General features: G+C 71.4%; 18 protein-coding genes. 15 read left to right on the top strand and 3 right to left on the bottom strand.

Annotated features, from left to right (window positions below; translation table 11 throughout):
* Positions 1-145 precede the first annotated feature (145 nt).
* Complete coding sequence (clpB, locus tag G401_RS0113485; RefSeq protein ID WP_027342919.1) at positions 146-2725, top strand: ATP-dependent chaperone ClpB; 2580 nt, start codon at positions 146-148, stop codon at positions 2723-2725.
* A 68-nt stretch (positions 2726-2793) separates the two neighbouring features.
* The gene (locus G401_RS57075; RefSeq protein ID WP_027342918.1) at positions 2794-3651 is read left to right on the top strand and encodes a hypothetical protein; all 858 of its coding nucleotides are present in this window, start codon (positions 2794-2796) and stop codon (positions 3649-3651) included.
* Here the strand turns inward: G401_RS57075 and G401_RS0113475 are convergent.
* A complete protein-coding gene (locus tag G401_RS0113475) occupies positions 3610-4407 on the bottom strand; it encodes a hypothetical protein (RefSeq protein WP_157545677.1) in 798 nt (265 codons plus the stop codon). The two genes, G401_RS57075 and G401_RS0113475, sit on opposite strands and share 42 nt — an antisense overlap.
* A 355-nt stretch (positions 4408-4762) precedes the next feature.
* Here G401_RS0113475 and pdhA point away from each other — a divergent pair, with 355 nt between their 5' ends.
* The 4 genes from pdhA (at position 4763) to G401_RS45460 (ending at position 9351) form a co-directional block, all read left to right on the top strand.
* Positions 4763-5914 carry a pyruvate dehydrogenase (acetyl-transferring) E1 component subunit alpha gene (gene pdhA, locus G401_RS0113470; RefSeq protein ID WP_027342916.1) on the top strand — a complete coding sequence of 384 codons (1152 nt, stop codon included), beginning with the start codon at positions 4763-4765 and terminating at the stop codon, positions 5912-5914.
* Positions 5914-6903 carry an alpha-ketoacid dehydrogenase subunit beta gene (locus G401_RS0113465; RefSeq protein WP_027342915.1) on the top strand — a complete coding sequence of 330 codons (990 nt, stop codon included), beginning with the start codon at positions 5914-5916 and terminating at the stop codon, positions 6901-6903. The genes pdhA and G401_RS0113465 overlap by 1 nt, the downstream gene beginning before the upstream one ends.
* A complete protein-coding gene (locus G401_RS0113460) occupies positions 6900-8297 on the top strand; it encodes a dihydrolipoamide acetyltransferase family protein (protein ID WP_407636859.1) in 1398 nt (465 codons plus the stop codon). Before G401_RS0113465 ends, G401_RS0113460 begins: the two co-directional genes overlap by 4 nt.
* A gap of 118 nt (positions 8298-8415) precedes the next feature.
* On the top strand, positions 8416-9351 hold the full coding sequence (locus G401_RS45460; RefSeq protein ID WP_051366598.1) for a hypothetical protein: 936 nt from the start codon (positions 8416-8418) through the stop codon (positions 9349-9351).
* Here the strand turns inward: G401_RS45460 and G401_RS0113450 are convergent, their stop codons facing one another.
* On the bottom strand, positions 9352-10647 hold the full coding sequence (locus G401_RS0113450; RefSeq protein WP_027342913.1) for an acetyl-CoA C-acetyltransferase: 1296 nt from the start codon (positions 10645-10647) through the stop codon (positions 9352-9354).
* A 33-nt stretch (positions 10648-10680) separates the two neighbouring features.
* Here G401_RS0113450 and G401_RS0113445 point away from each other — a divergent pair, with 33 nt between their 5' ends.
* From G401_RS0113445 to G401_RS0113435, 3 genes are read left to right on the top strand one after another with little or no spacing between them, the layout of a single operon-like run.
* Positions 10681-12081, top strand: coding sequence for a 3-oxoacyl-ACP reductase (locus tag G401_RS0113445; RefSeq protein ID WP_027342912.1), 1401 nt, complete (start codon positions 10681-10683; stop codon positions 12079-12081).
* A gap of 2 nt (positions 12082-12083) precedes the next feature.
* A complete protein-coding gene (locus G401_RS45455; RefSeq protein WP_051366597.1) occupies positions 12084-12911 on the top strand; it encodes a MaoC family dehydratase in 828 nt (275 codons plus the stop codon).
* Between the two features lie 11 nt (positions 12912-12922).
* Positions 12923-13783: a DUF5926 family protein gene (locus G401_RS0113435; protein WP_027342911.1), complete on the top strand. Its 861-nt coding sequence runs from the start codon at positions 12923-12925 to the stop codon at positions 13781-13783.
* 42 nt (positions 13784-13825) lie between these two features.
* Here G401_RS0113435 and G401_RS0113430 read toward each other — a convergent pair whose 3' ends face one another.
* Complete coding sequence (locus tag G401_RS0113430; protein WP_027342910.1) at positions 13826-15031, bottom strand: arginine deiminase; 1206 nt, start codon at positions 15029-15031, stop codon at positions 13826-13828.
* A gap of 194 nt (positions 15032-15225) precedes the next feature.
* Between G401_RS0113430 and G401_RS45450 the strand changes: the two genes are divergently transcribed.
* From G401_RS45450 to G401_RS0113400, 6 genes are all read left to right on the top strand, one after another.
* Positions 15226-15903, top strand: a complete 678-nt coding sequence (locus G401_RS45450; RefSeq protein ID WP_051366596.1) for a hypothetical protein — start codon at positions 15226-15228, stop codon at positions 15901-15903.
* Positions 15904-15964: 61 nt separating this feature from the next.
* Positions 15965-16411 carry a hypothetical protein gene (locus G401_RS0113420; RefSeq protein WP_027342909.1) on the top strand — a complete coding sequence of 149 codons (447 nt, stop codon included), beginning with the start codon at positions 15965-15967 and terminating at the stop codon, positions 16409-16411.
* Between the two features lie 72 nt (positions 16412-16483).
* Positions 16484-16972 carry an ACT domain-containing protein gene (locus G401_RS0113415; protein ID WP_051366595.1) on the top strand — a complete coding sequence of 163 codons (489 nt, stop codon included), beginning with the start codon at positions 16484-16486 and terminating at the stop codon, positions 16970-16972.
* A gap of 22 nt (positions 16973-16994) precedes the next feature.
* Positions 16995-17522, top strand: coding sequence for a hypothetical protein (locus G401_RS0113410; protein ID WP_034591514.1), 528 nt, complete (start codon positions 16995-16997; stop codon positions 17520-17522).
* 14 nt (positions 17523-17536) lie between these two features.
* Positions 17537-18490, top strand: coding sequence for a prephenate dehydratase (gene pheA / locus G401_RS0113405; protein ID WP_027342906.1), 954 nt, complete (start codon positions 17537-17539; stop codon positions 18488-18490).
* 7 nt (positions 18491-18497) lie between these two features.
* Positions 18498-18848 carry a metallopeptidase family protein gene (locus G401_RS0113400; RefSeq protein WP_027342905.1) on the top strand — a complete coding sequence of 117 codons (351 nt, stop codon included), beginning with the start codon at positions 18498-18500 and terminating at the stop codon, positions 18846-18848.
* Positions 18849-19019: the final 171 nt, after the last annotated feature.

Here is a 19019-nt window from a genome sequence, read left to right as displayed (position 1 = left end):
CAGCCTCGATGCTGCGGCGACACCGTAGCGTGTCCTCGCCGTTACTGGGAATGGCCGATGCGAAGCCGTTATCTGGAACCACCCGGAGGTCGGAACGGGTCCGGGTGTAGCGACTCAGGGTTGAGTCGACTAGACTCAACTCCCGATGGACACTCAACGCCTGACCACGAAATCCCGCGAGGTGATCGCGGGTGCTGTCGCCATCGCGGGGCAGCGTGGCCACGCCGTCGTCGAGGCGTGGCACCTTCTTCTCTCCCTTCTGGACACCGGCGGGTCAACGGCCGCCGGACTCCTGCGCGCGGTCGGGGCGAACCCGGCCGACGTTCGCCGGGCCGCCGCGCGGGCGGTCGAGCAGTTGCCCACCGCGCACGGCTCCAGCGTGGCCGAGCCGACGCTCGCCCGGGAGTTCGTGAACGCCCTCAACGCCGCCGAGCAGATCGCGCGGCCGCTGGGCGACGAGTACGTGTCGACCGAGCACCTGCTCGCCGGGCTGGCCAAGGTCGGCGGCGCCGTCGGCGACCTGCTGCGCCAGCACGGCGCGACCGAGGACAACCTGGTCGCCGCCTTCCCGTCGATCCGCGGCGGGGACCGGCGGGTCACCAGCGCCGATCCCGAGCAGCAGTACCAGGCGCTCGAGAAGTACGGCATGGACCTGACCGCCCGGGCCCGCGAGGGCAAGGTCGACCCGGTCATCGGCCGCGACGCCGAGATCCGCCGGGTCATCCAGGTGCTGTCCCGGCGTACCAAGAACAACCCGGTGCTCATCGGCGAGCCCGGGGTCGGCAAGACCGCCATCGTCGAGGGGCTCGCCCAGCGCATCGTCGCCGGCGACGTCCCGGAGTCGTTGCGCGACAAGAAGCTCGTCAGCCTCGACCTCGGCGCCATGGTCGCCGGCGCGCAGTACCGCGGCCAGTTCGAGGAGCGCCTCAAGAGCGTCCTCGAGGAGATCACCGGCAGCGACGGCCAGATCATCACCTTCATCGACGAGCTGCACACCGTCGTCGGCGCCGGCAAGGGCGAGGGCTCGATGGACGCCGGCAACATGCTCAAGCCCATGCTCGCCCGCGGCGAGCTGCGCATGGTCGGCGCCACCACGCTCGACGAGTACCGCGAGCACATCGAGAAGGACCCGGCCCTCGAGCGCCGCTTCCAGCCCGTCGTGGTCGGCGAGCCGTCGACCGAGGACACCATCGGCATCCTGCGCGGGCTCAAGGAGCGTTACGAGGTCCACCACGGCGTACGCATCACCGACGCCGCCCTGGTCGCCGCGGCCACGCTCAGCGACCGGTACATCGCCGACCGCTTCCTGCCCGACAAGGCGATCGACCTCGTCGACGAGGCCGCGTCCCGGCTGCGTATGGAGATCGACTCGCGGCCCGTCGAGGTCGACGTCATCGAGCGCGCCGTACGCCGGCTCGAGATCGAGGAGATGGCGCTGGCCAAGGAGAGCGACCCGGCCTCGGTCGAACGCCTGGCCCGGTTGCGGGCCGAGCTGGCCGACAAGCGGGAGCAGCTGGCGGTGCTCAGCGAGCGCTGGAAGACCGAGAAGTCGCACATCCAGGCGATCTCGCAGGCCAAGGAGGAGCTGGAGACGCTGCGCGGCGAGGCCGACCGGGCCGAGCGCGACGCCGATCTCGGCCGCGCCTCCGAGCTGCGCTACGGCAAGATCCCCGAGCTGGAGCGCACGTTGGCCCAGGCCGAGCTGGAACTCGCCGGTCTCCAGGACCACGGCGCGATGCTCAAGGAGGAGGTCGGACCGGACGACATCGCCGAGGTGGTGGCGAGCTGGACCGGCATCCCCGCCGGCCGGATGCTCGAGGGGGAGACCGCCAAGCTGCTGCGCATGGAGGAGTCGCTGACCTCGCGGGTCATCGGCCAGCCCGAGGCCGTGCAGGCGGTCAGCGACGCGGTCCGCCGCGCCCGGGCCGGCATCGCCGATCCGGACCGGCCCACCGGCTCGTTCCTGTTCCTCGGCCCCACCGGCGTCGGCAAGACCGAGCTGGCCAAGGCGCTCGCCGAGTTCCTGTTCGACGACGAGCGCGCCATGGTCCGCATCGACATGAGCGAGTACGCCGAGCGCCATTCGGTCGCCCGGCTGGTCGGCGCCCCGCCCGGCTATGTCGGCTACGACGAGGGCGGCCAGCTCACCGAGGCGGTCCGGCGGCGGCCCTACTCGGTCGTCCTGCTGGACGAGGTCGAGAAGGCGCACCCGGACGTGTTCGACGTGCTGCTGCAGGTGCTCGACGACGGCCGGCTCACCGACGGCCAGGGGCGTACGGTCGACTTCCGCAACACCATCCTGATCCTCACGTCCAACCTCGGCTCGCAGCTGATCTCCGATCCCACGCTGGGGGAGGAGCAGCGCCGGGACGCGGTGATGGCGACCGTGCGTACGCACTTCAAACCGGAGTTCCTCAACCGGCTCGACGACATCGTGGTGTTCCACGCGCTCAGCCAGAACGATCTGGCGTACATCGTGGGGATCCAGATCGAGCGGCTGCGCCGCCGCCTCGCCGACCGGCGGCTGACCCTCGACGTGTCCGAGGAGGCGCTGGCCTGGCTGGCCGGGCACGGATACGACCCGATCTACGGGGCCCGGCCGCTGCGCCGGCTCGTGCAGTCCTCGATCGGGGACCAGCTGGCCCGCCGGCTCCTCGCGGGCGAGGTCCGCGACGGCGACACCGTCCATGTGGACCGCGAGGGCGACGGGCTCGCGCTCAAATAGCGTCCGAACCCGAAGACTCCCTGCTCCGGGCTGCGCGAGCAGGGAGTCTTCGGCTACAGTCCGCGGCCGTGACCTCTCTCATCAACCCGGTCGAGGACGTGGCGCGCGTACGCCGCCCGGGCTCCGTGACCGCCGCCGGCGTGCTGATCGGCGTGATCGTCGCCGCGGCGCTGATCGCCGTCGCGGCCGCCTGGATGTCCTACGTCCAGTACGACGGCTGGATCACGACGGCCGCCAAGCTGTCGTTCGCCGCCGCCGACGAGGTGGCCGACGAACGGCAGTACAACCTGTACGGCGCGATCGGCGGCTCGGTCCTCGCGCTCGTCGTGCTGTTGTGGTTCGCGATCCCGTTGCGCGCCCTGCTGCGCGGTGGCCGGGTCGCCCGCGTCTTCGCGCTGATCGGCGCCTTCGCCGGGCCGGGCGTCGTCGCACTCCTGGTCATCGGCAGCTGCGTGCTGGGTGGCGCGCTGATGGCCATGGTCGGCGCCGGGGGCGGCTTCGACAGCGGCTCGCCGGACGGCCTCGGCGACCTCGACCCGGTGCTCACCAGCCCGCTCCAGGCCCGGCTGAGCGCGATGGAGGAGACCGAGTACGGCTGGTCGAACGTGGGCGCGTACGCGGTGCTGGTGATCCTGCTGGCGATGGTGGCCGTGGCGATCCTGCTCGTCGTGGGGCCGTCGAACCGGTTCTTCAACCCCCGGCGGGCCTACCAGCCCTTCGCACCCGGCTACGGATACGCCGCACCGGGCTACGGGTACGCCTACCCCAACCCGCAGTACCCGGGCCAGCCGTACCCGAGCCCGCAGTACCCGGGCCAGCCGTACCTGGGCCCGCAGTACCCGGGGCATCCGTATCCGCCGCAGGCGTACGCCGATCCGACGGCGCTACCGCAGCCCCCGCAGCCCCCGCAGGCTCCGCAGATCTAGCGACGGCGGGCAGTCCGCGCGGCCGGACCCCGAGCGCACCCGGTCGACCCCGGCGCGGATCCGCTGGCGCAGCTGCGTCAGCGAGCGCGCGGCCGAGATCCTGTGCGCCCGGACCGGCCCGGTGTCCGCCGGCCACTGCGCGATCGGCCACTGCGCGACCGGAGGCATGTCCCCAGCGGAGTTCGCCGGTATCGAGGTCGTCGTGCGCCGGGCCGGCTGTTTCGGCGTACGCGCGGAGTGCTTCTTCTTGGGCGTCTTGCGGGCCACGTGGTGGGCGACCGGTCGCTCGGCCGGCACCTGGACGGGAGCGGTGCTCTCCTCCCGGCGTACGGCGGCAGGGGTTCGAACGACAGCGGCCTGGGGGTGCGGTGCGAGCTCGACCGGGTGGGTGCCGCGCGTGTAGTGATGCGGCGCGCGCGGCTGCGCGGCACGGACCTGGACCGGCGGGGGCGCCGCGGGGTCGGTGAAGACGACGATGCCGGTGGGCGCGGAGAGCGCGGGCGCGGCGTCGGACAGGCCGGTGTGCAGGACCGCCCAGGTGGGCAGCGAGGCGAGCCCGACCAGGGTCGCGACGATCAAGCCATAGCGCCGGGGCGTGCCGGCGAGGCCGTGGCCGCCGCGCAGAGCCTGGCGGATCCGCGGCCCGACCACCCCCGGCAGGTACGCGTCGCGCGGGTCGGCGGGCTCCGCCTCCTCGGCGGGTGCCTCTTCCTCCTGGAGTACGGAGTCCAGGAAGGTGTCTTCCTCATCTGGCATGAAGGGCTCCAAACGCTCATAGCGGGGGAATCTGGACAGAATGCCGCATTCGCCCGCTGAAGCGACGGAACCCACGCCGAGAAGGTCGCGGGAACTACCTGAGTGACAAAGATGATCCTGACCACCCTGTGAGGGGCGCCACGGATACGGCAGGATATGGGTAATGGCGGCAAGGGAGCCGCGGGTCCTCCGTGACATCCTGTCGCCGTGCCTACCCTGGCGGGCAGCACGCAAGGCCGCCCGGGTCGGCGACCTCCCGCCGCGCGGACAGCTCCCACCGGGGCGAGGCGCGGCGCCGACCGCTGCGACGGCAGGCCAACCCCGCCGCCGGGCACATCAGAACAGGGAGATACGGATGACCAAGGGCGAACCCGCCCCGCGCCGGAGCGGGGCCACCCGCGCCGGCAGAAGCGGTGGCACTCCCCCGGAGCCCGAGTACGTTCAGTTGCTCACCCCCTCCGGGGAGCGCGTGAACCACCCCGAGTACTCCGTCGACTTCACGGCCGAGGAACTGCGCGGTCTCTACCGCGATCTGGTGACCGTTCGCAAGCTCGACACCGAGGCGACCGCCCTGCAGCGCCAGGGCGAGCTGGGGATCTGGGCCAGCCTGCTCGGCCAGGAGGCCGCCCAGGTGGGCGCCGGCCGGGCCATGCGTACGCAGGACATGGCCTTCCCGACCTACCGCGAGCACGGCGTGCTGTACACCCGGGGCATCGACCCGATCATGCCGCTGAGCCTGTTCCGCGGGGTCGACCAGGGCGGCTGGGACCCGGTGGCGAACAAGTTCAACCTCTACACGATCGTCATCGGGGCGCAGACCCTGCACGCGACCGGGTACGCCATGGGCGTCGCCAAGGACGGCAAGGTCGGCACCGACGACGGCGAGGCGGTCATCGCGTTCTTCGGCGACGGCGCGACCAGCCAGGGCGACGTGAACGAGGCGTTCATCTGGTCCTCGGTGTTCCACGCGCCGATCGTGTTCTTCTGCCAGAACAACCAGTACGCCATCTCGGAGCCGCTGGAGCGCCAGACCCGCATCCCGATCTACCAGCGCGCGGCCGGCTTCGGCTTCCCCGGCGTACGCGTCGACGGCAACGACGTCCTCGCGGTCTACGCGGTCACCCGGGCCGCCCTCGACAACGCGCGGCTCGGCCAGGGCCCGACGCTCATCGAGGCCTACACCTACCGGATGGGCGCGCACACCACCTCCGACGACCCCACCCGCTACCGGGTGTCGTCCGAGGTCGAGGCGTGGCAGGCCAAGGACCCCATCGCCCGGCTCAAGGCGCTGCTGGTCAAGGAGAAGGCCGCCGGCGAGGACTTCTTCAAGCAGGTCGACGAGGACGCCCGGATCGAGGCGGTGTCGCTGCGCGAGCGCGTGCTGTCGATGCCCGATCCCGACCACAGCCAGATCTTCGACCACGTGTACGCCGAGGGTTCGCCCCTCGTCGACGCGGAGCGCAAGCAGTTCGAGGCGTACATGGCATCTTTTGAGGGAGGTCACTGATGGCTACCGAAACCCTGACCATCGGCAAGGCCCTCAATACCGGGCTGCGGCGCGCCATGGAGCGCGACGACAAGGTGATCCTCATGGGTGAGGACATCGGCAAGCTCGGCGGCGTCTTCCGGATCACCGACGGCCTGCAGAAGGACTTCGGCGAGGAGCGCGTCATCGACACGCCGCTGGCCGAGGCCGGCATCGTCGGCACCGCGATCGGCCTGGCCCTACGCGGCTACCGGCCGGTCTGCGAGATCCAGTTCGACGGGTTCGTCTACCCGGCGTACGACCAGATCGTCTGCCAGGTCGCGAAGTTCCGCTACCGCTCCCGGGGCAACGTCACGCTGCCGATGGTCATCCGGATCCCGTTCGGCGGCGGCATCGGCGCGGTCGAGCACCACTCGGAGTCCCCGGAGGCGTACTTCGCCCACACGGCCGGGCTCAAGGTCGTCTCGTGCTCGTCGCCGGAGGACGCGCACTTCATGATCCAGCAGGCCATCGCCTCGGACGACCCGGTCATCTTCTTCGAGCCGAAGCGCCGGTACTGGGAGAAGGGCCCGGTCGACACCTCGCTGGGGCTGGACGCGGCCGCACCGCTGCACAGCTCGCGGGTGGTCCGCCCGGGCACCGACGCGACGATCGTCGCGTACGGGCCGATGGTGAAGACGTCCCTGGACGCCGCCACCGCCGCCGCCGAGGACGGCCGCTCGCTGGAGGTCATCGACCTGCGCAGCCTGTCCCCGCTGGACATGGGCCCGGTCTACGACTCGGTACGCCGCACCGGCCGCCTGGTCGTCGTCCACGAGGCCCCCGGCAACATCGGCCTCGGCGCGGAGATCTCCGCCCGGGTCACCGAGGAGTGCTTCTACTCGCTGGAGGCGCCCGTCCTGCGGGTGACCGGCTACAACACCCCCTACCCGGCCTCGCGCCTGGAGGAGGAGTACCTGCCCGACCTCGATCGCGTGCTCGACGCCGTCGACCGCTCGTTCGGCTGGTGAGCGCGACCATGACGATCAAGGAATTCGCGCTGCCCGACCTGGGCGAGGGCCTCACCGAGGGCGAGATCCTCAAGTGGCTGGTCGGCGTCGGCGACGTCATCGAGCTCAACCAGCCCATCGTCGAGGTCGAGACGGCCAAGGCCGCCGTCGAGATCCCGGCGAAGTGGGCGGGCAAGGTCGTGACGATCCACCACCCGGAGGGCACGGTCGTCGAGGTCGGCTCGCCGATCATCGCCATCGACACGGATCCGTCCGGTTCCTCCTCCCCGGCCCCCGCGCCTTCCGCGGACTCGGCCGAGCCCGAAGCCGGACTGATCGGCGGGCCGGCGCCGGGTGGGCGTACGGCGGTGCTGGTCGGCTACGGTCCGAAGACGACGGAGGCCAAGCGGCGGCCGCGGAGCACGTCCGCTCCGGCCGCGGCCCCGGTCGCGGCTCCGGCTCCGGCTCCGGTCGTCGCTCCGGCGCCGGTGGCGAAGGCACCTGCTCCGGCGCCTGTGGCCGCCGCACCCGCGCCGGCGAACGGCGTCCACGTGCTGGCCAAGCCGCCGGTCCGCAAGCTCGCCCGCGACCTCGGCGTCGACCTCGCCACCATCGCCGGGACCGGCCCGCAGGGCTCGATCACCCGGGACGACATCGAGGCCGCCCGCTCCGCACCCGCCCCGGCCCCGGTCCGCGCGACCGCTGCCGGCCCGCGCGAGCAGCGCATCCCCGTCAAGGGAGTACGCAAGCTCACGGCGGCCAACATGGTGGCCTCGGCATTCACGGCCCCGCACGTCACGGAGTTCCTGACCGTGGACATGACCCGGGCCATGAAGGCGCTCGACCGGCTCAAGACCAACCGCGAATGGCGGGACGTACGCGTCTCGCCGCTGCTGGTCGTGGCCAAGGGCGTACTGATGGCGCTGAAGCGGCACCCGATGGTCAACTCGTCGTGGGACGAGGCCGCCCAGGAGATCGTGGTGAAGAACTACGTGAACCTCGGCATCGCCGCCGCCACCGAGCGGGGCCTGATCGTGCCGAACATCGCCGACGCGCAGGACCTCTCCCTGCGGGAGCTGGCGGACGCCATGTCGGGCCTGGTCGCCACGGCCAAGTCGGGCAAGACGCCGCCGGCGGCGATGACCGGCGGCACCTTCACCATCACCAACGTCGGCGTCTTCGGCGTCGACACCGGTACGCCCATCCTGCCGCCCGGCGAGGCCGCCATCCTGGCGCTCGGCACGATCCGGGAACAGCCGTGGGCGTACAAGGGGAAGATCAAACTGCGCCAGGTGACCACGCTCGGCCTGTCGTTCGACCACCGGATCATCGACGGCGAACTCGGCTCGAAGTTCCTGCGGGATCTCGGCGAGTTCCTCACCGACCCGGAGGCGGCACTGCTCGCCTGGGGCTGACGGTTCGCTTGATCGAGGCGGATCTGCGGTTGTTCTAACAGCCGCAGGTCCGCCTCGATCATGTGTGGTTCGTCCACAGGGGATGGATCCGGTTCTCGCCGCCGTCCATCGTGAACCCATGGACGCCCTCGGCCCCGTTCTCCTCCGGCAAGAGCGCTTGGCGCACGTCGACCAGCTGATCGCGGCGGGCTACTCCCGTGCGGCGATCCGGTGGCGGGTCAACCGGGGGACCTGGCAGCGAACGCTACCGAAGGTCATCGCGACGTTCTCCGGGATCCTCTCGCGCAAACAGCAGCTCGTGGCGGCCGCACTCTACGGTGGCGCGGAAGCTCAGATCGCCGCGATGACGGCACTGGAACTGCACGGATTCCGCTACGCCCCAAGGGACCGGCGAGTCCACCTGCTGGTGCCGACCGCTCATTCTCTCGCCATGTCGTCGCGGCTGCGGATCATCCGGACCAGCCGTCCCGACGCTCGTGCGGTGCGAAACGGCCTGCTGGCGGTGTGTTCGCCCGCTCGCGCGATCGTCGACTCCTTCCGGGAAGACTCCGATCGCCGCGTGATCCGAGCCGTCCTCGCGGAGGCCCTCCAGCGGGGCCTATGCTCGGCCGACGAGGTCGCCGAGGAGCTTGGCTCCGTACCACTCGACGGGGCCGGCGTCGTGCGCGAGCTCCTCGAGGAGGTGCGCGAGGGCGTCAGGTCGGCGCACGAAGCCGAACTCCGAGCCCTCGCGGCCCGTAGTCCCATCCTGCCGCGCATCCGATGGAACCCACTGTTGCGCGCCGAGGGCGGCACGGCCCTTCCGACGCCGGACGGCTACCTCGAGGACGCCGCGATCGCCATCGAGATCGACTCGCGGGAGTTCCACCTCAACGCACGGAGCTGGCCCACGACGATGCGGCACCACGATCGCCTCACCGCCGCGGGGATCCTGGTTCTGCACACCACACCGGCACGCATTCGCACCGAGCCGCTGGCGGTACTGGCACAGATCGAGAGCGCCTACGTCCGACGTGTCCAGGGCGGACCTTTGCCGAGGATCCAGGTCTCGTGATCAGCGTTCCAGGATGGCGACGACTCCCTGGCCGCCGGCCGCGCAGATCGAGATCAGCCCTCGCCCGCCGCCCCGCTCCGCCAGGAGTTTCGCGAGTGTGGCGACGATCCGGCCGCCGGTCGCCGCGAACGGGTGGCCGGCGCCGAGCGAGCTGCCGCGTACGTTGAGCTTCGTTCGGTCGATCTTGCCCAGGGCGCCGGGAAGGCCCAGCTGCTCGACGCAGAACTCGTCGGACTCCCAGGCGGCCAGGGTCGAGAGCACCTGCGACGCGAACGCCTCGTGGATCTCGTAGAAGTCGAAGTCCTGCAGCTTCAGGCCGTGCCGCGCGAGGAGCTGGGGTACGGCGTAGACGGGGGCGGTGAGCAGTCCTTGGGGATGCGCGGAGGACGGCGTGAAGTCGACCGCCGCCGTCTGCGCGTCCACGAAGTAGGCCTGCACCGGCAGCCCGTGCGCGGCCGCCCAGTCCTCGGTGCCGAGCAGGACGAGCGCCGCGCCGTCGGTCAGCGGGGTCGAGTTGCCCGCCGTCATCGTGTCGCCGTAGACCGGCTTGAGCGCGGCCAGCTTGTCCAGTGTGGTGTCGCCACGCAGGTTGCCGTCCCGGGTGAGGCCCAGGTAGGGGGTCATCAGGTCGTCGAAGAACCCCGCCTCGTACGCGGCCGCGAGATTGCGGTGCGAGTCGAGGGCCAGCTCGTCCTGGGCCTGCCGGGTGATCCCCCATTCCTTGGCGGTGACGGCCGCGTGCTCGCCCATCGACATCCCCGTACGCGGTTCCGCGTTGCGCGGCAGCTCCGGCCGGAACGGCTGGGTCGGCCGCAGCCGCATCGCCGCCGACAGCCGTCCGCTGAGCGAGCGGGCCTGGGAGAGCTCGATCAGCGCCTTGCGCATGTTCTCGTTGAGCGCGAGCGGGGCGTCGCTGGTGGTGTCGACACCGCCCGCGATCCCGGAGTCCATCTGCCCGAGGGCGATCTTGTTGGCCGCGTACACGACTGCTTGCAGGCCCGTGCCGCAGGCCTGCTGAAGGTCCACGGCCGGCGTACGCCCGTCCAGTCGGGAGCCGAGAACGACCTCCCGGGTCAGGTTGAAGTCGCGGCTGTGCTTCAGGACGGCTCCGGCGGCCATTTCGCCGAGCCGTTCGCCGGCCAGTCCGAAGCGGGCGATGAGGCCGTCGAGCGCGGCGCCCAGCATGTCGGAGTTGGACGCCCGGGCGTACCGGCCGTTGGAACGGGCGAACGGGATGCGGTTGCCGCCGAGCACGGCGACCCGTCGAACCGAAGGCGCGGACGCTTCGTTTGTCATGCGTCTAACTTACTCTGGAGTAGGCTCGGCTACATGTCGGACCGATACGCGTCGTTCGCGCGCAGCGCACCTGGTCACACGCTGGTCAAGCAACTCGGGTTGCCCGTGCCGCCCCGGTTGCGGCGAGGGCCGGCCATCGACGGGCCCGTCGTGGTCGCGGGCGAGGGCCGCTTCGCCGACACGGTCAAGGGCTGGTACGCCGGCGACACCGAGGAGGCCGACGCGAAGATCGGCGGCCTGATCCTCGACGCCAGCACCCTGCGGACGGTCGACGATCTCCGGGCGCTCTACGACATCGTGCAGCCGATCGCGCGCGGATTCCGCCCCGGCGGCCGGGTGATCGTGATCGGACCGACCCCCGCCGAGGCAGCCGACGCGCAGCCCTGGAACGCCCAGCCCGCTTCCGCCCTGCCCGGAGACGCACAGCCCGGCGAGGAAGCGCCCGGAATCACCGGCGCCGACAGCGCCGGGATCAGGGGCGCCGAGGCCGCCGCGGTCGCCCAGGCGTTGGAGGGCTTCACGCGCAGCGTCGCGAAGGAGTTCGGCCGCGGGATCACCGCCCAGCTCATCCGGGCCGCGGCCGACGCGCACGCGGACGGTCTGCGTACCACGCTCGACTTCCTCCTGTCGGGACGGTCGGCGTACGTGTCGGGGCAGGTCGTCACGGTGGGACCGAACATCGGCCCGGCCGGCGACGCCACCCTGGACGGGAAGGTCGCCCTGGTCACCGGGGCCGCCCGGGGGATCGGAGCCGAGATCGCCAAGATCCTCGCGGGCAAGGGCGCCCAGGTCGTCTGCCTCGACGTCCCGGCGGCCGGCGACAGTCTCGCCGCCGTCGCGAACGAGGTACGCGGCTGGGCGTACCAGGTGGATCTGTCCGGTGAGGACGCCGCCGCGCGCGTGACCGAGCACCTCAAGGAGCGCTACGGCCACGTCGACGTGGTGGTGCACAACGCGGGCATCACCCGGGACAAGACGCTGGCGAACATGAAGCCCGACCAGTGGGACCAGGTGCTGGGGGTGAATCTCGGCGCGCCGATCCGCGTGACCGAGGCGTTCCTGGCGGCCGGGCTGATCCCGGCCGGCGGTCGCGTCATCGGCGTGTCGAGCGTGGTCGGCCTCGCGGGCAATCGCGGGCAGACGAACTACGCGACCTCGAAGGCGGGTGTGGCGGGCTGGATCCGGGCGCTCGCGCCGCGGATCGCGGGCCGGGGGATCACGGCGAACGCGGTGGCGCCCGGCTTCATCGAGACCGCCATGACCGCTCACCTCCCCCTCGTCGTACGCGAAGGCGGCCGCCGGATGAACTCGCTGGCCCAGGGCGGCCTGCCGATCGACGTGGCGGAGACCATCGGCTGGCTCGCCGAGCCGGGATCGGCCGGCGTGACCGGCAACGTCGTCCGCGTCTGCGGCCAGCAGCTCCTGGGGGCGTGACGATGTTCCTGCGGGCCGCCGCCACCCTGCTGCCCAGGCCGAGACCGGGCGCGCTGCCGACGCGTACGGTGACGTTCACGGGGCAGGCGACCGTGAACGAGGTGGCCGCCTACGACGCCGTGTGCGGGTTCGCCCTCACCGACCGGCTGCCGCCGACCTATCCGCACATCCTCGCGTTCGCCGAGTCGATGAGGCTGATGTCGGCGGGGGACTTCCCGTTCCCCGTCGTCGGCCTGGTCCACACCGCCAACACGATCACCCAGTACGCCGAGATCCCCGTGGCCGCCCGGCTGTCGTTCGAGATGTGCGTGACGGACCTGCGCCCGCATCGGCGCGGCCGGCAGTTCGATCTGCTCACCACGGCCTCGCTCGACGGGGTGACCGTGTGGCGGGAGACCTCGACCTACCTCCGCAAAGAAGGAGGCACCGGCGCCTCGGTCCCCTCCGCTCCTCAAAGCGACGCGGCTCCCCAGGGCGACGCGGCTCCCGAAGGCGACACGCAGCCGCTCACGGGAGAGCCTGTGGCGGTCTGGCGCATCCCGTCGTCCACCGGCACCGACTACGCCCGGGTCTCCGGCGATCGCAATCCCATCCACACGTCGTGGCTGGGCGCCCGCGCCTTCGGCTTCCCCCGGCCGATCGCGCACGGCATGTGGAGCCTCGCCCGCGTCCTCGCCGCCGTACGCCCGGTCGCGCCGTTCACGGTGAACGCCGTCTTCAAGGCGCCGATCTTCCTCGGCGGGCGGGTGGCTCTGCGTACGGCCGGGTCGCGGGCGGACCTGAGCAGCGCCAAGCTCCACCTGACCACCGAGATCGCCGCACCGCTGTAGGCTCATCCGCTGTGAGTAAGCGTGCCCGCACGGCGCAGAAGGCGCCGAAAGTCCGTGACGTCTACGTTCCGCTGCCCTTCGCCGGCCTCGCCGACGAGCCGGAGTGGATCGCCCTGCGCGAACTCGTGCCGGCGGCCACCGCGCCGCTGAAGCTGAGCCCGCAGCTGGTCGAGAAGTACGGCGAGCGGGAGATCACGCTCGCCACGATCCTGCCGATGGCCTGGCCGGCCATGGTGAAGCCGGACGGGCGCATCCTGCTCGGCCTGCAGCGGCACGTGCAGTCCGGCGACCCGAACCGGGACCTGACGGTCGCGCTGCTCAACGCGCTGGAGACCGCGCCGGGTTCGCAGGTCGGCGTACCGGCGCTGCCGGGACAGGGCGAGCGGCTGGCCGACGTGCTCGCCGACGAGCCGCTCGACATCACGATGCACGAGACGTTCGGCTTCTGGCTGGACGAGGACCAGGGCGACGACCCCAACGTGGCGGCCTCCATGGAGTCGGCCAACGCCGCGATCGCGCCGACCGTGAAGCTGACCTCGGCGAAGGCCGCGTACTGGACGCGCATGGGGGAGAAGTCCCACGTCCGCTGGGTGCTTCCGGACGGCGAGAACGAGGCCCTCAACGCGCTCTCGCTGCTGTCGGCCGCGGGTGAGCTGACGCTGGGCGAGGACACCAAGTTCGCGGGCATGTTCCGCGCGCACGGCCGCCTCGTGCCGGTCTGGGATCTGCCCGGCGAGACCGAGCCGCTGTCCTGGGACGAGCCGCTGGCCGCGTTCGCCACGCGTTACGCCGGCGTGCTCGGCGCGGATCTCACCGCCGAGGCCCGCAAGGCCAAGCAGGGCCTCATCGGCCGCCAGCTCACCCTGCGCTGATCATCCTGATCGTCGCGGCGCGGCCTTCGGGCCGCGCCGCGTTCATTCCGCCCGTGCCGGGTCGAGCGGTTCGCGCGAGATCGGGCAGGACATGCAGCGCGGGCCGCCCCGGCCCGAGCCCAGCTCCGACCCGGCGATCCGGATGACCTCGATTCCTGCCCGCTCCAGCTGCGCGTTCGTCTCCACGTTCCGCTCGTACGCGACGCAGACCCGAGGTGCGATCGCCAGGGTGTTGTTGCCGTCGTCCCACTGTTCGCGTTCGGCGGTGACGACGTCGAGTCCGGTGTGGATGGTGCGCAGCCGGTCGACTCCCATGGCCTTCGCCGCCGCCACGAGGAACGGGTCGGGCCCGTGGACGACCGGATCCCCCTCGTCCCCCTCCGTCAGCGTGTACGCGACCAGGTCGTCGGCCACGTTGGGATACATGAGGACGGTGTCCACGTCGACCATCGTGCAGACGGTGTCGAGATGCATGGTCGCGCGTTCCTGAGCGATCGGGACGGCCAGCACGGTGTGGGCGAGTCCCGCGGCGAACACCGCCCGCGCCAGCCGTTCCGCTCCCGCCGGCGTCGTACGCTCACCGACCCCGACGGCCAGCACGCCCGGCGAGAGGAGCAGCACGTCGCCGCCTTCGAGCGGCTCGAGCCAGGGATCGTAGGCCGTCTCGGTGCCGGCGAACCGCGGATGGTGCTCGTAGATCGCGTGCGTGATGCTGGTCTCCCGCCGCCGGGCGCTCATCGCGAGCGACGTGACGGCCGCGTGGTCGCGTACCCAGAACGACGAGTCGCGGGTGAACAGCAGATTGGGCAGCGGATCGACGACGAAGTCACGGCGGTCCATCATCCGGTAGACGAGCCCCGAGCCGGGCGTCATCTCGTCGTGCGCCAGCCCCGCCGTGAGGACCCGCGTCAGCCCCGCCGGGTCGAGATAGCCGAGATGGTCGCGTACGCGCCGGCGCAGGGTGTCGCCGAGGCGGATGTCGGCCAGCACGGCGTCCACGAGTTCTTCGCGGGCCTGCTCGATCTGGAGCACCTCGGTCAGCAGGTCCGTCAGGTAGAGCACCTCGACGCCGCGCGTACGCAGTTGGTCGGCGAAGCGGTCGTGCTCTTCCTGGGCCCGGCCGACCCACGGGATGCCGTCGAAGAGCAGGCTGTCGTTGTTACGCGGGGTCAGCCGGGCCAGCTCGGGACCGGGCCGGTGCAGCAGCACGGCCTGGAGGCGGCCGACTTCGCTGTCGACATAGTGCACTCGCTCAGCCTAGGTGTCGCGAGGCCGCCCCGCTTCTTATCCGGATATTTCATACCCCGACATATTCATGCGACATGAAACTTCTATCATTCCGGCATCGACACTGTCGCATGCCCCGTCCAGTCACGTACTGTCACTAATACAACTCAATGAGTGTCCGCAGCCCGGATAGCGCGGAGTGCCGGAGGCCCATCATGACCACCATCCCCGACCGCCTCGTACCCGTATCCCCGCCGACAGAGCCCTCTCTGGACGCGCTCAAGGAAAGCCCGCTGGAGTGGGTACGCCGACGGCGCGAGGCGCAGGCCCGCAACCGCCATGAGCAGGCGGGCTCGCGCGCGGCGAATCATCTGGGGCAACTGGGTCCGGCGTGGCATTTCATCGAGTGGCCGCACGCGGAGCTGTCGGCCGTACAGGGCTCCGCGCCGCAGAGCCGCAACGACGAGAGCCACGGCGGCTTCCTCGCCATCGGCCCGGGCGGCGTGTTCTCCGTGTCCGTTGTGGACATCGGCTCCCGGCGGGTCATGATCGCCGGTGACGTGGTCCAGATCAAGGGCCGGCGGCCGCCGTACATCGCCTCCGCCCGCAAGGACGCCCGCCGCGCCAGCAAGGCGATGTCGAAGGCGGTCGGCCACCAGATCCCGGTCGTGCCGGTCCTCGCCCTCATGGGCCGCGGCGTCGTCACCGTCTACGGCGTACCGCGCGACTGCGTCATCACCACGTACCGTGAGCTGCACCGCACACTGCTCGGCGGCGGCGAGCGGATCTCCGCGTTCACGGCCGAGAAGCTGTCCGAGATCGCCCGCGACCCGTGGACGTGGATCAACGAAGCCGGCGGCATACCGGCCCAGCGTGGCGGCCACACCGAGTGACAAGAACGCGACGCGGGAGTAGCGTGCGTGTAGCCCGTTCGGCTCGCGAAGGGAGACACGTGTGACGCATGTCGAATTGTCGCTGTCTCCCAGCGTCACCCCCGACTGGCGTCCCCCGGTGTCGATTCCTGCGGAACTCGATCGCTGGGTCCGGGCGGTCGTCGAGTCCGGCGAATCAGCGCTGGTCATCGACGCCTCCGCGACCATCATCGCGACCACGCCCAGCTGCGCGACCCTGCTCGGCCTGCCCGAGCCGTGGGCCGGCGAGCGGCTGCCGGACGCGCTGCACCTCATCGACTTCACCGCCGCCGGCTCGGAGCTGCCCGACGCCGAACGCGAGCTGATCCCGCCCCTGCTCGCCGTCGCCTCCGGCCGCCTGGCCCGGGGGCTCATCCGCGTCCGCGCGGAGGAGCAGGCCATCGAGCCGCGTACCTTGGACGCCATCGCCACCCCGCTGCACGCCGAGGGTGTCGCCGTCGGGTCGCTGACGTTCTTCTGCGAGATCTGAATCCTGCGATTCCGCCCACTTCTCTGGTGATCGTCGCTGCTTTCGGCGTACCGGCCCGCTAACCTGCGTGGCATGACCAGCGTTGGCGCGAGCGGACCCGCGGGAGCCGTCCCCGGTGTCTTCGCCGTCGTCGACCTGCTCCTGCTGCCCGAGCAATACGCCGTCTGCCGGCTGCCGGCGGGCTCGCCGATCCCGGCCGAGGTGCTGCCGTCCTCGAACCGCCCGGGCGCCCGGGCCCGTTCCGCCGCCGGCGGTGTCGAGGATCCCGGCGTGGTCGCGGTGACCTGGACGTCCGACGAGACCTCGGTGATCTGCCGGGTCGACCGCGTACCGGCGGGCGCCGTGGTCCAGTCCGGCTGGCGCTGTTTCAAGGTGGCCGGCCCGCTGGACCTGGCCCTCACAGGGATCCTCGCCTCGATCGCCGCCCCGCTGGCGCAGGCCCGGGTGAACATCTTCGCGTTCTCGACGTTCGACACGGACTACGTGCTCGTCCCCGGCGTACGCACGGCGGCCGCGGTCAGCGTGCTGTCAGCCGCGGGGCATAGGATCACCGAGCCCTGACCCGCCCCCTCGGGAGGATGTCGTGCGCCGACTCCGGACGCTGATCGCCCCGGTCGCCCTCACCGCTCTCGTCGCCGCCGCGCTCGCCGGTTGCGGAATGCCGCCGGACATGAAGGAGAACGGCCGGCCGATCCCGAGCCCGCAGCCGGTCGTGTCGGCCACGGGGCTGCCGCCGGTCCTGGTCTCCACACCCCCGTCGGCGAGCGCCTCGCCGTTGCCGTCCGGCTCCGCACCCGGCACGGGACCGTCGTTCTCCGAGGCGTACTACGTCAACTGCCTGGGGCAGCCGAGCGGCGACCAGGTCATCGCCACGATCCGGGCCAAGACCAGGTTGCTGCCGAAGACCGGCGCCGTGCTGACCACGACCGGGCCGCTCTGCTCCGGCGGCTGGCAGTACACGATCGTGCAGGCCACCGGCAAGGATCCGCTGGTCGTGGTGACCAAGGGGCTGCCCACCGCGCTGACGATCGTGACCGCCGGATCGGACGTGTGCACCATCTCCGTGCGTACGCAGGCACCGGCGGGTCTCCTCGCGGCCGCCAACTGCTGAGTACGCTGAGCGGCATGCCCGGCGTACCTCCGACGCGTTTCGTCTATCTCGGCCCCGAGAGCACCTTCACCGAACAGGCGCTCCTCACCATCCCGGCGGCCGCCCGCGGCACGCGTACGCCCGCTCGCAGCGTCCCGGAAGCCCTGGACGCGGTACGCGACGGCGACGCGGACGCGGCTCTCGTGCCGATGGAGAACTCGATCGGCGGCCAGGTCGGGGTGACCCTCGACGAGCTGGCCTTCGGCGGGCCGCTGGTGATCACCCGTGAGGTCGTGATCCCGGTGGAGTTCGTGCTGGCCGCCCGGCCGGGCACGACCCTGGACAGGATCGGTGCCGTGGCCGCGCACCCGCAGGCGAGCGCCCAGTGCCGCGCCTGGCTGCGTGCGCACCTGCCGGACGCGACGGTGATCGACGTCCTCTCCAACGGCAAGGCCGCCCAGGACGCAGCCGCGGGCGCCGTGGACGCCGCGATCTGCGCCCCCATCGCGATCGACCGCTTCCGGCTCGCCCTGCTCGCGGACAAGATCGCCGACCACCCCGACGCCGTGACGCGGTTCGTGCTGCTGTCCCGCCCGGCGACGCCCCCCGCGCCCACCGGCGACGACATCACCTCCCTCGCCGTCTCCATCGCCCACGACCGGGTTGGCGCCCTGCTGGCCGTCCTCACCGAACTCGCGGTCCGCGGCGTCAACCTCATCCGCATCGAGTCCCGCCCCACGGGCGAGCAACTCGGCCGGTACGCCTTCTTCCTCGACTGCACCGGCCACGTGGCCGAGGCGCGGCTCGGCGAGGCCCTGCAAGGCCTGCGCCGGATCTGCGCCGACGTCCGCTTCCTCGGCAGCTATCCGCGTGCCGTCCCGCCCGGCACCGTCCCCGAGACCCCGGTACGCCCGCCCGCCGGCCTGGCCGACACCGACTTCGACGACGCCGCGGCCTGGCTGCACCGGCTGCGTACCGGCGAGGCCTAGGCCCGTCATGGCCGTCGAGATGTCGCGTACGCGCTTCGAGGAACTGGTCGGCGAGGCGCTCGACGAGGTACCCCAGGAACTGCTCGACCTCCTGGACAACGTGGTGATCCTGGTCGAGGACAATCCGCCGCCCGGTGAAGACCTCCTCGGCCTCTACGAGGGCCACGCGCTCACCGACCGCGGCTGGGACTACGCCGGCGTCCTGCCCGACCGCATCACCATCTACCGCAACCCCACGCTCGGCATCTGCGACACCGAGGAGGAGGTCGTCGAGGAGGTGGCGGTCACGGTGGTCCACGAACTGGCCCACCACTTCGGGATCTCCGACGACCGCCTCCACGAACTCGGCTGGGACTAGATCAAGATCTTCATAATCAAGATCTTTTTGTCCCGGGTTCGTCGATCTCACTTCCGCTCCTCCCGCGGGAGACCGTTGCGCCCCTATCGCTGCGCTCCGGGGACTCCACTGCCAGCTTTCTGGGGCGACGCATCCGTCACCGCGGATCCGTCACCGTTTACCCCGTTCACC

It is taken from the genome of Hamadaea tsunoensis DSM 44101 (assembly GCF_000428945.1).
Classification (GTDB): domain Bacteria; phylum Actinomycetota; class Actinomycetes; order Mycobacteriales; family Micromonosporaceae; genus Hamadaea; species Hamadaea tsunoensis.
This window is presented reverse-complemented; position numbering and strand designations above follow the sequence as displayed.